The following is a 13,102-nucleotide window of genomic DNA, read 5'->3' on the forward strand; positions in this document are numbered from 1 at the left end:
GTAGCCGAAGCATCTCGCGTGCTGACGTTGTCCAATCGTCGAACGATAACCACTCCGTAGCCCAAGGTTTAAACCCTGGGCTAGTGAAGCAATGTCAGCACGCGAGATGCTTCGGCTGCGCCTCTGCATGACGTTCAGCGTTGTTTACTAACCGCAGCTTATTCCAGCAGCCGTGCTTGGAGCTGAGCCAGGCTTTCGGGGAGTTGCTGCATGTCGGTGAGCACGAAGTAGAGGTCCTGGAATTTGTCCTTCTCGAAGGGGGTGTCCAGCACGCCGTCGAGGGTGAAGGGCAGGCGGGTGGGCGCATCGCTGAGGCTGAACTTCACCTCGCCGTGCGACGACAACAGCCCGGCCCCGTAGATGCGCAGGCCGTCGGGCTGCTGAATCAGGCCAAACTCGGCCGTGAACCAGTACAGGCGCGTGAACTGCTCCAGCGTGCCGGGCCAGCGCTGCCCGTGGTGCACGGCGGCCGCGCCCAGTTTCTGCAGGAAATCAGCAAAGCCGGCATCCGTCAGCAGCGGCACGTGGCCGAATACGTCGTGGAACATGTCGGGCTCCTCGAGGTAGTCGAGCTGCTCGAGGGTGCGCAGCCAGGTGGTGGCGGGGAAATTGCGGTTGGCCAGCAGCTGGAAAAACACGGCGTCATCCACGATGCCGGGCACAACCACCAGCTCCCAGCCGGTCAGCTCCTGCAGGCGCGGGTTCACCTCCCGGAAATCGGGGATGGCGTCGCGGGTGAAGCCCACCCGCCGCACGCCTTCCAGAAATGCCTCGGCGGCGCGGCCGGGCAGCAAAGCCATCTGGCGGTCAAAGAGCAGCTGCCACACGTGCTGGTCGGCGGCGGTGTAATCGGCGTATACCTGGGTGAGCAGCGGCAGGGCAACGGGAGCAACGGGGGCGGCAGAAACAGACTGCATAACGAAAACGGAAAAGGTGGAAACAGAAAAAGCCTGCCTCCGCAGGGAGCGGAGGCAGGCTTGAAAAGACGTTGGGGAGGATGATGTGCTAGTCTCAGGTCCTCGCGTACGCCGCGGCCGCTCCGCTCCGGAGGGGAACGTAATAGGTAGCAGCGTAATAATAGCGGGACGTGAACAGCAGCATGTGCAGCAAATGTACGAGAGATTTTGAATTAAGTAGATTTCACTCTGTCATTCTGAGCGGAGCGAAGGACCTTATCATGTCCAACGAGTCGTTCAGACGTGATAAGGTCCTTCGCTCCGCTCAGGATGACAGAAGGGCTACTCTACCGGCTGCAGCTCCCAGCCTGAGGACAGCAGCGCGGCCAACTCGGCTACGCTTTCGGTGAGCTGCTCCCAGCTGGTGAGCACGAAGTACTGATCCTGCAGGTGCGCTTCGCTGTAGGGGGTGTGCAGCACGGTGGCCAGGTCGAAGGGGAAACGGCGCGAAACGTCGCCGATGCAGTGGTGGATTTCGCCCGACGACGAGAGCAGACCGGCCCCGTACATGCGCGTCTGGCCGTGCTCCTCCACTAGCCCGAACTGCACCGTGAAGCCGTAGAGCCGCTCGAGGCGGGCCAGGGCCACGGCATCGTCGAGATGCTGGGCGGCTACCTGGCCCAGGAAGTGCAGGAAGTCGGCGAAGGCCTGGTCCATGAGCAGCGGCACGTGGCCGAATACGCCGTGGAACAAGTCGGGTTCCTCAATGAAGTCGAACTGCTCCATGCTCCGGATCCAGACGGTGGCCGGGAACTTGCGCTGGGCCAGCAACCCGAAGAACTCGGCATCATTGAGCATGCCCTGCACCGGTTCCAGCTGCCAGCCAGTGGCTTTTTGCAGGCGCTGGCTTACTTCCTGAAAATCGGGAATGGCGTTGCGGTGGAAGCCCACGGCCTCCAGCCCCCGGCCAAACGCCGAGCAGGCACGCTTGTGCAGCAGGGCCGTCTGGCGGTCGAACAATACCTTCCAAACCAGCTGATCCTGCGTGGTATACCGGTCGTAGTGTTGCTGTATCATAGCGCGTACAGGGCAGAAAAAAAGCCCGGCTCCTGGGGAGGAGTCGGGCTCTTAAGTGGATTTCAGAGAAGGAGAAGCATGCTGTGTTCTACCTTTCGTACCCGCAAAAGCGCCCGACCTCGTCCTGGACTGGACGATTAATGGTCATAAAGCATTTCGCGGATAGGTTCAGCATGATGATGCAAATATAGAAGACTTCCGGAATAAACAAGATTTCAGGACAGTTTATTTTACAAGGCCTATTACATGAATAGGCGCATTTATTTCATCTAAACACCCTTGTACGAGGGGCCATCAGCAATGATTTGACACTATTTATGATTAACTGCCCTATAATTGAAGGGCTCTATTTCTCAAATAAGCCATTTTCATCGTATAAACTCGTACCGGGCTAGGGCGACGAAAGTGGTCGTATTGGCCCGACGTACTTCTTTGCTGATTTCCAGCTTCTGGGAGCCCAGCGTAAGTACGCGGCGCAGCTCGCACGGCTGGCCCATCTCCCGGCCCGGCCCCTCAAATACTGCCTGAATGCGGCCATCGGGCAGGCGGGTTTTAGACCGGAGTTGCAGTTGCGCATCATCCCAACGAATGGAACGACCGTCACGGGCCAGCCAGAGCTTGTCGAACTCCTTCACCATACCACCCTCGGGCTGCTGGTAGATATAATCGAGGACCACGGCATTAGAGCCGGCGCTCATGCCGTTCAGGCCACTGCGAATGGCGACGGATTGGGCGGAAGCCTCATTGGCATATGTGAACTGCCCTTGTTCCCATTGCTGCGTCAGAAGCTGCAGTTCCTGCATGGTCAGGCGGGGAGCATCAGGTTGAGCATTCCCGCGTTCCACCACCAGCGTAATCAAGCTGGCCAGGGCCAGCGCAAACTTGAGAATTTGCTTTTTCATGGCAACGCCTTTTGATTGTGATGATGCCGCCTACAGCTTACCATTAGGCTCGTAGGTCATGCTCAGCCGGGTGTCGCCGGTGATTTTGAGGTCTACTTTGGCTTGCTGGGCCGAGGGGTTGAGCAGCAGCGCCGTGGAGCCGGCCATGAACCGCAACGTGCCCCGCTCGCCGGGAGCCAGCGTCGTCTTGCCGAAGATGCCGCCGCCCCGGGGCCGCTCCTTGAACTCGACGGGTACTTTGCCCACGTTGTGAGCCTCTACTTTGAAGCCGCCCAGTTGCCCGCCGCCCAGCGCAAACTGCTTGCCCGGCTCAATGAGCAGACTGGAAGTGATACCCGCCCAGCAGGCCGTAACGAGCAGTAACAGGGCGGCGAAAGTGGCAACAGTGACCGAACGGGAAGGCAGGAAAGTACGCATGTCAATGGGGGGTTGAAGTGAAACGATGTCCCAAAGGAACTGCCCCCGTCGCCCCCAAACGACCCAGTTTACAGCCTGGGACGCCTCAACTTATAGTTTGACACTGGGCAGGCGTAGAGACGCGACCCTTCGCGTCTCGCCATTGCTGAAGTTGTTTGATTGACGCGGTTCCGGGTCGTTCAATGCCGAGACGCGAAGGGTCGCGTCTCTACAACGTGCTGTTGGTACATGGCCGGCCGTTCAACGATGAGGCGCAAGTATGCGTCTCTACAGCTGCCGGGCTGCTTCGCTGGGCGTCTGGCCGCGGAGCTTTTTGAAGACGCGGTTGAAGGTGGACTTGGAGTTGAAGCCGGCTTCTAGGGCTACGGCCAGTAACGTGTAGTGCCGGAACTGTGGGTCGCGGAGACGGCGCTCGGCCTCGCGCACCCGGTACTCGTTCACGAAGTCGTTGAAGTTCTGACCGCAGCCGGAGTTAATGACCCGGGAAAGCCAGGACGTGTTGGTGCGCAGTTGGGTGGCCAGCTCGCCCAGCGTCAGCTCGGGCTCCAGGTAGGGCCGGGCCGTTTGCATGTGGGCCAGCAGCCGGGTGGTCCAGCGGGTGAGCTCCGCGTCGGGCTCGGCGGCCGTTTCAGTTGGCTCTTCAACGGTGGCATCAGCTACCGACTGTACGCTGGCAACCGTAACGACGGGCGAAACAGATGTTTCAGGCAGACCAAGTACCGCAGGGGCAACTATCTTTTCGCTTGTCTCCAGTGCAACAATGTTGGACGCTCCGGCGGCAGCTTCCACCGGCGGCAACAGGGGTGCTGGCGAAGCGGCTATGTCAGCCGACAGTTGGAAGCGCAGGGCGGCCAGGCGGTAACCCGTCAGCAGGCCCGAGATGCTGAGGTAGTAGATCAGCAGGCCGGTGAACAGGTAGTCGTACCAGCTCTGCACGTAGTTGAGGGGCGTGATGAATAGGTTGACCGCGCCGAACACCAGCGTGACGCCGGTGCCCACCACCACGGCCACCAGCACGTTGCGCAGCCACCGAAACCGGAGCTGCTCGGTGTCGGAGAAGTTGTCGTTGAGGTAACGGGCGTAGGCGCGGTAGGCGCGCAGGGTGTGCACCGCGTAGGCCAGCACCGAGAGGTAGCCGAGCGTATCGGCCAGCAGCCCGATGGGCTGGTAGTCGGCCCAACTGGCCAGGGGGCCTTTGGTGCCGAAGTGGGCGGGCAGCGGCCGGCCCTGTAGCCCGTGCCACCAGCCCAAATCGTACCCAAACACCACCAGCAGCCACGCGAGTACCACCAGAGCGGGCGCGAAATGCCACCAGTGTTGCCGCTGCAGCCGGAACTCCTGGTTGGTGAGGCTGCGGAAGTAGAAGTACAGCGCCGGCCCCACCGCCAGCCAGTTGCTGAATGGCCAGTAGAACATGAACGTCGTGCGGGAGTCGTGCGAGTCGTACCAGCCGGCAAAGCCCAGCATCCATTGGGCCAGCCGCACGGCAAACAGCAGCAGCAGCAGGGCCAGCCAGCCGTCGGCCGCCGTATCCTCGCGCCGCCGCCGCGCCCACAGCACCGCCGCCACAATTACGCCTTGCAGGAAAAACGGCAGCAGCAAGCCGCTGTAGATGTTGAATCCGAAGAACATACCGGCAAGGTAGCAGTAGATCGGGTTTCGACTATATAAAAACCGCCCCGGCTTATTAAAGCCGAGGCGGTTTATGCGCTGTTGAACGATGTAGAGACGCGACACTTCGCGTCTCGTCGTTGCTGATGTTGTTTTGAGTGGCGCGGTTCCGGGTCGTTCAATGACGAGACGCGAAGTGTCGCGTCTCTACATCGTGCTAGTCCGTATCTGAAGCCAATTAAAACGTCATGCTGAGCTTGTCGAAGCATCTCGCGTGCTGACGTTGGGGTAATAATCCGGTGTCAGCACGCGAGATGCTTCGACAAGCTCAGCATGACGTTCCTTTTCTGCCAACCTAACGCCCCTACTCCAGCTCCTGGCGCAGGGCGTACACTTTGCGCAGGTTGCGGATCAGGCGCTCCGACTCGGCGAAATTCAGGGTCTGGGCGCCGTCGGAGGCGGCTTCTTCGGGCTTCTCGTGGGCTTCGTAGATGATGCCGTCGGCTCCGGCCATGACGCCGGCCAGGGCCATGGTGGGCACGTACTCGCGGATGCCGATGCCGTGCGAGGGGTCCACGATGACGGGCAGGTGAGTTTTCTCCTTCAGGATGGGCACCGCGTTCAAATCCAAAGTGTTGCGCGAGGCTGTTTCGAAGGTACGGATACCCCGCTCGCAGAGAATTAGCTTCTCGTTACCGCCCGAAAACACGTACTCGGCCGACGAGAGCAGCTCCTCGATGGTGCCCGAGATGCCGCGCTTGATCATCACGGGCTTATCCACGCCGCCCAGGGCATCGAGCAGGTTGAAGTTCTGGGTGTTGCGGGCGCCCACCTGGAACACGTCCACGTAGTCGTGCATCTCCTCCACCTGCGACACCTGCATGACCTCCGTCACGATTTTGATGCCCCGCTCCCGGGCCATGCGGTGGAAATCCTTCAGGCCTTCCATGCCCAGCCCGCGGAACGCGTACGGCGACGAGCGGGGCTTGAATACGCCCCCGCGCATGATGCGCACGTCGTTGTCCACGAGGTGCTGCATGATCAGCTCCATCTGCTTTTCGCTCTCGATGCTACACGGGCCGGCCGCCAGCGTCAGCGAGCCTTCCCCGATGCGCACCCCGTCGCCGAGGTCGAGCACCGTGGGGCGCACGCGCCACTTGCGGCTCACCAGCTTGTAGTCGTCCGAGACGCGGTGGATGTCGAGGATGCCGGGCAGCTGGCCGATGGCGCGCAGATCCACATCGGCCTTGCCGATGGCCACCAGATAGTGGGCGCGCTGGGTTTTCACCTCCGTAGCCTTGTATTTCAGCTCCTGAATGCGGGCTTCAATGGCGGCTTTGTTGGCGGCGGTGATATGGGGGTCGAGTTGGATGATCATGTTCTGGTGGGGGGAGAATCCTCTGTCATCCTGAGCGGAGCGAAGGACCTTATCACGTTTGGCTTTCTACCGAACGATGTCGTTCACGCGTGATAAGGTCCTTCGCTCCGCTCAGGATGACAGTTTGGGGGGCTACTTAGTTGAGTACAGAAGAAACAAACCGCTTAGCCGCGGCCGGAGCGTCGTCCACACCATCCAGGGCGCGGATAAGGGCGGAGCCGATGATAGCACCCTCGGCGTACTGGCAGGCGTTCTGGAAGGAGGCTTTGTCGCCGATACCGAAGCCGATGAGACGCGGATTGCGCAGATTCATGGCCTCGATGCGCTGGAAATAGGCTTCCTGCACGCCCTCGGCCTGGGTGTTGGCCCCGCCCGTAGTGCCGGGGCCCGACACGAGGTAGAGGAACGAATCCGTCAGCTCATCGATGCGGCGGATGCGCTCCGGGGCGGTTTGCGGGGTGATGAGGAACACCGGCCGCAGGTTGTGGCGGCGGAAGATGTCCTGGTATTCGGCCACGTAATCGTCGAGGGGCAGGTCAGGCAGGATGATGCCGTCGGCGCCGGCGGCGGCGGCTTCGCGGCAGAAGTTGTCTACCCCGAACTGCATCACCGGATTGAGGTAGCCCATCAGCAGAATCGGCGTTTCGGGCACGCTCTCCCGGATGCCTTGCAGCTGCTCGAACAGCACCCGCAGGTTCATGCCATTGGCCAGGGCCACGGTGCTGCTGGCCTGAATCACCGGCCCATCGGCCAGCGGGTCCGAAAACGGCATCCCGATTTCGATGAGGTCGGCGCCGGCTTCGCTCAAGGCTTTGATCAGCGGTACGGTGTCGTGCAGGCGCGGGTAGCCGGCGGTGAAGTAGATGTTGAGCAGGTTCTTCTGCTTTTTGTCGAAGGCGTCTTTGATTCGGTTCATATCAGCGGCTCTGTCATCCTGAGCGGAGCGAAGGACCTTATCACGTCTGGCTTACTAGTGAACGACTTGTTCACGCGTGATAAGGTCCTTCGCTCTGCTCAGGATGACAGGTGGTTTGGCATTACATAATAGCGTCAGCGTACTTGATGTAGGTTTCCAGGTCCTTGTCGCCGCGGCCGGAGAGGTTAATGACCACCACGTCGTCGGGGCCGGCGCCGAGCTGGTCGAGGGCGGCCAGGGCGTGGGCGGTTTCCAGGGCCGGAATGATGCCTTCGAGGCGGCTGCATTCGGCCACAGCCTTCAGGGCCGCTTCGTCTTCAATGCTGATGAAGCGGGCGCGCTTGGAATCAGCCAGGAAGGCGTGCAGCGGGCCGATACCGGGGTAGTCGAGGCCAGCGGAAATGGAGTAAGGCTCGGTAATCTGGCCGTCCTCGTCCTGCATCAGCAAGGTGCGGCTGCCGTGAATCACGCCCGGCGTACCCAGCACCGAGGTAGCAGCCGAGTGGCCCGAGTGCACGCCGTGGCCGGCGGCTTCCACGGCCACCAGCTGCACCGAGGGTTCTTCCAGGAAATGGTAGAACGCGCCGGCCGCGTTGGAGCCACCGCCCACGCAGGCCACCACGTACTGCGGCAGCTCGGAGCCGGTTTTCTCCAGCAGCTGCTTGCGCATTTCCTCGCTGATAACGGCCTGCAGGCGCGCCACCAGATCGGGGTACGGGTGCGGACCCACCACCGAGCCGATGATGTAGTGCGTATCCACGGGGTTGCTGATCCAGTCGCGGATGGCCTCGTTGGTGGCGTCCTTGAGGGTGCGGCTGCCGCTCATGGCCGCCCTCACCTCAGCCCCCAGCAGGCGCATGCGGTACACATTGGGCTTCTGCCGCTCCATATCCACTTCGCCCATGTACACGATGCACTCCATGCCCATCAGGGCGCACACCGTGGCAGTGGCCACGCCGTGCTGGCCGGCGCCGGTTTCGGCAATGATGCGCGTTTTGCCCAGGCGCTTGGCCAGCAGAATCTGCCCCACGGTGTTGTTCACCTTGTGTGCGCCGGTGTGGCAGAGGTCCTCGCGCTTGAGGTAGATGCGGGTGTTGTACTTGGCCGACAGCCGCTTTGCCTCGAACAGCGGCGTGGGCCGGCCCACGTAGTCGCGCAGCAGCTGCTGGTATTCCTGCTGGAACTCCGGCTCGGCCATGATGCTCAGGTATTGCTGGCGCAGCTCCTCCACGTTGGGGTAGAGCATTTCGGGAATGAACGCGCCCCCGAACTGGCCGTAGTAGCCGCGCTCCGTGGGTTGTTGGTAGGTTGGTTTCATGATGGTTTTTCGCAGGGTCTCGGGGTGGTTGGCGCAGGGTCTCGCAGTGGATTACCCCGCGAAATCAGACGCAAAAAAGGTTCTTATAACAGGTCGTTGGTCATGACTTCCGACAACGGCAGCTTCCGGGTTTCCAGGCCATGCTCGGCCAACCAGTCTAGGTAGCGCTGCACCTTGGCGGGGCTCATGTGGCCCCAGCCGGGGCCGCTGCCGTAGTATTCGGCCGTGTGCTGTTGGCTTTCGAGCAGGAAACCGGGGGTGCGGTCGGCGGCCGGAACCAGCTTCTGCAACAGCGCCACCGCCTCCTCCGGGTGGTCTTTGGCGTGCAGGAAGCCCTGCCCGGACACCTGCAGAAACTTCCGGTAGGCCTCCCCGTTTTCCAGCACCCGTTTTTCCGACGCCATGATGACGGGCGAATAGCCGTACGGAATGCCGTAATCGGCCAGGCGGAAGCTGGTCAGCTCCACGCCCTGCTGCCGGGCCTGCACGCCTTCCCAGTTATCGAAAATCCAGGTGGCGTCGGCCTGCTGTTGCAGCAGCGTGTTCCAGATGCCCAGCTTCGCCGGGTATGTAATGGTCAGCGGGCCGATAGCACCGTCGTTTTCCAGCATTTTCGCCACTATCTGGTCCTCGTAGCGGGCCTGGTACGAGGCGTAGATTTTGCCCTCCAAATCTTTGGGCGACTGAATATCCGGGCGCTTAAGCGTTACGATGCTGCTCAGGTCTTCCGTCAGCAGGGCGGCCACGGCTATGGCATCGAACGGCCGGGCCTTGGTGCGGTAGCTGATGATGCTTTCCAGCGGGCAAAGCGCAAAATCGGCCTGGCCCAGCTCTACCTTTTTCGCCGGAGTCAGGGCGTAGTTGTCGGCTTCCGGGGTCAGCAGCTCCACCTCCAGTCCGTGCTGCGCGTACCAGCCCAGCTCTTGAGCTACCACAAAGCCCGTGTGGTTGGTGTTCACCGTCCAGTCCAGCGCAATCTTTATTTCGCTCATAGCTTTTGTGTATCCGTCTTTAGCGCAATCTGCCTGTGTTATGATGCTGGCTTGTTATGCTTTCAGCTCCTGAAAAAAAGCCTCCAGCCGGCCGGCGTCCTTGGTGCCCGGGGCGGTTTCGAAGCGGCTATTCAGGTCCAGGGCAAACAGGCCGGGCAGCCGAAGGTTGCGCAGCGCCGCCGCGTGCTCCGGCCCGATGCCACCGGCCAGAAAGTACGGCACCGGCAGGTTGTAGTCCTGCAGCAGCGTCCAGTCGAAGGCGGTACCGTTGCCTCCGGGCTGGGGGCCGGCCGTGTCGAAGAGGAAGTAGTCCACGCAGCCCACGTAGGGTTGAAGCTGGGCGAAGTCAAACCCCTCGCCTACCGCAAACGCCTTCACTACCGGCACGCCGCCGGCCCGCACCGCGGCGCAGGTTTCGGGCGTTTCGTGGCCGTGAAGCTGGGCCAGTTGCAAATCAAACTCCCGCACCCGCGCCAGCACCGTGGCCGCGTCGTCGTCCACGAACACGCCCACCTTGCGGATAGCGGCCGGCAACGCCCGTACCACCGCCGCCGGCAGCCGCTCCCCCACGTGCCGCTTCGACGCGGGGTAGAAGATGAACCCCAAAAAATCGGGCTGCAGCGCCGCCACCGCCCGCAGGCTGTCGGCATCAGCCATCCCGCAGACTTTGAGGTGAGGCATGTGGTGGGAGTTGGTGGGCATGTGGGTGTGTATTCGTTACGCTGAAATATAACGTCATGCTGAGCGAAGGCGCAGCCGCAGTCGAAGCATCTCGCGTGCTGATGTTGTAGTGCTATTGATTAGCCTCTGGCGAGATTCCTCGGCTTCGGCTGCGCCTTCGCTCGGAATGACGTTCTGTTTCTTCGTTCTGGCTCTTACAGCAACGTCACCGCCTCCGTAGCGCGGAGCTGCTGCACCAGGGCGGCGCAGGCTTTTTCGGGGCGGGAGTGGCGCATGAAGGTTTCGCCCATCAGAAAGCCGCGGTAGCCCACGGCGCGCAGGGCTTCGATGTCGGCGGCGGTGCTCAGGCCGCTTTCGGTCACCTTCACGTACTCGTCGGGAATGCGCTGGGCCAGCTCGCCGGACGTATCGAGGCTGACCGAGAAGTCGTGCAGGTTGCGGTTGTTCACGCCCACCAGGCTCACGGCGTCGGGGTGCAGGGTTTTATCGAGTTCCTCGGCGTTGTGGATTTCCAGCAGCACTTCCATCCCCAGACTTTTGGCCAGGCGGCCCAGGCGCAGCACTTCCTCGCCGCTGAGCACGGCCGCAATCAGCAGTACGGCGTCGGCCCCGAGGCTCTTGGCTTCGATGATCTGGTACTCGTCCACCACGAAATCCTTGCGCAGGATGGGGCAGAAATTAAAGCGCCGGGCCGTGGTCAGGTCCTCGTTCTTGCCGCCGAAAAACTCCGTATCCGTCAGCACCGACAGCGCCGAAGCGCCAGCCTGCATATAGCCCAGCGTGGTGCGCTCCACCGGCGCGTGGGCGTTGATGATGCCCTTGCTGGGTGACTTGCGCTTGAACTCGGCGATGATGCCGCTCAAATCGTCGCGCAGCAGGTAGCGGCGCAGGCTTAGCGGCTGGGCCGGCATGTAGAAGCTTTGCTCCAGCAATTTCACCGGCACCAGGCTCTGGCGGGTGGCTACTTCCTGGCGCTTGTGGGCAATGATGGTATCGAGAATGGTCATTTTTTTGAGCTGTTAGCTATTAGTTGTTGACTGATAGCTGTTTCGAAAATCGTGTGTCATCCTGAGCGGAGCGAAGGACCTTATGCAGTCAGCACGAAGCATAACAACAAGGGTCGTTCTGATTTGATAAGGTCCTTCGCTCCGCTCAGGATGACAGGACCTGTTTATTGGGGTCAGATAGCCGCCACCAACTCCCGTAGCGCCTGGCGGGCGCGGCCGGAGTCGAGCGACTCGCGGGCGGCGGCCAGGCTGTCGGCGAAGCTGAAGGTGGGTTCCAGGCAGCCGATGGCCAGGGCCGCGTTGGCCGTTACCACGTCGCGCTGGGCACGGGTGGCGCGGCCTTCCAGCACATCCACAAAGATGGCGGCCGATTCGGCGGCGGTGCGGCCGCCGGCCAGCTCCTCGGGCTGGTTCAGGGTCAGGCCCAGGTCGGCGGCCGATACCACCCGCTCGCCCTCAGGTGTGGCCAGCTTGGCGGCGGCCGTCAGCGAGAGTTCATCATAGCCATCCAGGGCGTGCACCACGGCGTAGCGGGTGTCGGTTTGCTGGAGCAGGTAGTGGTAGAGGCGCAGCAGCTCCAGGCTGAAGGTGCCCGCCACCTGAAACTTCGGCCGCGCGGGGTTCACCAGCGGGCCCAGAATGTTGAAGAACGTGCGCACGCCCAGCTCCCGGCGCACCGGCCCGGCGTGGCGCATGGCTGGGTGGAAGGCCGGCGCGTGCAGAAAGCAGATGCCGGCCCGCTCCAGCTGCCGCTGCAGCACGTCGTTGCCCACCCCAAACTCCACGCCCAGCTGCTGCAGCACATCCGAAGACCCGCACACCGACGACACCCCAATGTTGCCATGCTTAGTGACCTTGTAGCCGGCCCCAGCCACCACAAAACAGGCCAGCGTGCTGATATTGAGCGTGTCCTTGCCGTCGCCGCCGGTGCCCACAATGTCCACCGTGTCGCGGGTGCCCAGCTCCGGGTCGCGACTGAGGCTCAGCAGGGCCTCGCGGAAGCCCGCCAGCTCCGGTACCGAAATAGGCCGCATCCGGTAGACGCTCATGAAGGCCGCCATTTCCGCCGCGTTGGCCTCGCCCTGTCCAATGCGCAACATGGCTTCCAGCGCCTCAGGGTGAGTCAGCAGCTGCTGGTCGAATAGTTTATTCAGAATCTGTTTCACAATCAGACCGCCACGAAGGCGGGTTTGGGGGAATTGGGTGGGTAATTGTCGGAGGTAGAGACGCAATATTTTGCGTCTCCCTGCGTGCTGATGTTGTTAGCTCCGCGCTACTATTGTCGTTCAACGACGAGACGCAAAATATTGCGTCTCTACATTCAGCCTGTTCAGCTCAGCCAGTTGCGCAGCATCTGGTGGCCGTGCTCGGTGAGGATAGATTCGGGGTGGAACTGCACGCCACGCACATCATACTCCCGGTGGCGGAAGGCCAGTACCTGACCGTCGGCATCGAGGGCGGTGACTTCCAGCTCGGCGGGCACGCTCTCGGGGCGCACGCTCCAGCTGTGGTAGCGGCCTACTTTAAAGGTGTCGGGCAGGCCCCCGAACAGCTTGTCGGCGGCGGTGAGGTGGGCGTCGGTGGCTAGGCCGTGGAGCACCTGGGGCAGGTTGTACAGCTCCCCGCCGAAGCTCTCGGCTAGGCCCTGGTGGCCTAGGCACACGCCCAGAATCCGTTTGGTAGGCGCGTAGCGGCGGATGATTTCGGGCATCAGGCCTGCTTCCGAAGGCACGCCGGGGCCGGGCGACAGCAGCACCGCGTCGTAGGCGGCCACGTCGTCCACGGCCAGCTTGTCGTTACGAATCACGGTTACGTTGCTGGTATGCCCCAGCTCCCGCAGCACCTGCACGAGGTTGTAGGTAAAGGAGTCGTAGTTGTCGAGAACGAGGATGTTCATTGGGGTGGTC

General features: G+C 61.9%; 13 protein-coding genes. All 13 read right to left on the reverse strand.

Annotated features, from left to right (window positions below; translation table 11 throughout):
- Positions 1-158: 158 nt before the first annotated feature.
- Positions 159-917 carry a phenylalanine 4-monooxygenase gene (gene phhA, locus N008_RS00540; protein ID WP_052381035.1) on the reverse strand — a complete coding sequence of 253 codons (759 nt, stop codon included), beginning with the start codon at positions 915-917 and terminating at the stop codon, positions 159-161.
- A 321-nt stretch (positions 918-1,238) separates the two neighbouring features.
- Entirely contained in the window at positions 1,239-1,973 is a 735-nt protein-coding gene (locus N008_RS00545; RefSeq protein WP_044012925.1) for a phenylalanine 4-monooxygenase, read from the reverse strand.
- A 368-nt stretch (positions 1,974-2,341) separates the two neighbouring features.
- Positions 2,342-2,875, reverse strand: coding sequence for a hypothetical protein (locus N008_RS00550; protein WP_044012927.1), 534 nt, complete (start codon positions 2,873-2,875; stop codon positions 2,342-2,344).
- A 30-nt stretch (positions 2,876-2,905) separates the two neighbouring features.
- Entirely contained in the window at positions 2,906-3,292 is a 387-nt protein-coding gene (locus tag N008_RS00555) for a hypothetical protein (protein WP_044012930.1), read from the reverse strand.
- A gap of 267 nt (positions 3,293-3,559) precedes the next feature.
- On the reverse strand, positions 3,560-4,924 hold the full coding sequence (locus tag N008_RS00560; protein ID WP_044012933.1) for a helix-turn-helix domain-containing protein: 1,365 nt from the start codon (positions 4,922-4,924) through the stop codon (positions 3,560-3,562).
- 343 nt (positions 4,925-5,267) lie between these two features.
- Positions 5,268-6,281, reverse strand: coding sequence for a 3-deoxy-7-phosphoheptulonate synthase (gene aroF, locus N008_RS00565; protein ID WP_044001621.1), 1,014 nt, complete (start codon positions 6,279-6,281; stop codon positions 5,268-5,270).
- 136 nt (positions 6,282-6,417) lie between these two features.
- The gene (gene trpA / locus N008_RS00570; RefSeq protein ID WP_044012936.1) at positions 6,418-7,197 is read right to left on the reverse strand and encodes a tryptophan synthase subunit alpha; all 780 of its coding nucleotides are present in this window, start codon (positions 7,195-7,197) and stop codon (positions 6,418-6,420) included.
- A gap of 121 nt (positions 7,198-7,318) precedes the next feature.
- Entirely contained in the window at positions 7,319-8,515 is a 1,197-nt protein-coding gene (trpB, locus tag N008_RS00575; protein WP_044012939.1) for a tryptophan synthase subunit beta, read from the reverse strand.
- An 83-nt stretch (positions 8,516-8,598) separates the two neighbouring features.
- A complete protein-coding gene (locus tag N008_RS00580) occupies positions 8,599-9,507 on the reverse strand; it encodes an ABC transporter substrate-binding protein (protein WP_044012942.1) in 909 nt (302 codons plus the stop codon).
- Between the two features lie 54 nt (positions 9,508-9,561).
- Entirely contained in the window at positions 9,562-10,209 is a 648-nt protein-coding gene (locus N008_RS00585) for a phosphoribosylanthranilate isomerase (RefSeq protein WP_231569759.1), read from the reverse strand.
- 173 nt (positions 10,210-10,382) lie between these two features.
- Positions 10,383-11,195 carry an indole-3-glycerol phosphate synthase TrpC gene (gene trpC / locus N008_RS00590; protein ID WP_044012943.1) on the reverse strand — a complete coding sequence of 271 codons (813 nt, stop codon included), beginning with the start codon at positions 11,193-11,195 and terminating at the stop codon, positions 10,383-10,385.
- Between the two features lie 173 nt (positions 11,196-11,368).
- Complete coding sequence (gene trpD / locus N008_RS00595; RefSeq protein ID WP_044012946.1) at positions 11,369-12,361, reverse strand: anthranilate phosphoribosyltransferase; 993 nt, start codon at positions 12,359-12,361, stop codon at positions 11,369-11,371.
- A 164-nt stretch (positions 12,362-12,525) separates the two neighbouring features.
- The gene (locus N008_RS00600) at positions 12,526-13,092 is read right to left on the reverse strand and encodes an anthranilate synthase component II (protein ID WP_044012948.1); all 567 of its coding nucleotides are present in this window, start codon (positions 13,090-13,092) and stop codon (positions 12,526-12,528) included.
- Positions 13,093-13,102: the final 10 nt, after the last annotated feature.

Origin of the sequence: Hymenobacter sp. APR13, assembly GCF_000737515.1 — a bacterium.
Classification (GTDB): domain Bacteria; phylum Bacteroidota; class Bacteroidia; order Cytophagales; family Hymenobacteraceae; genus Hymenobacter.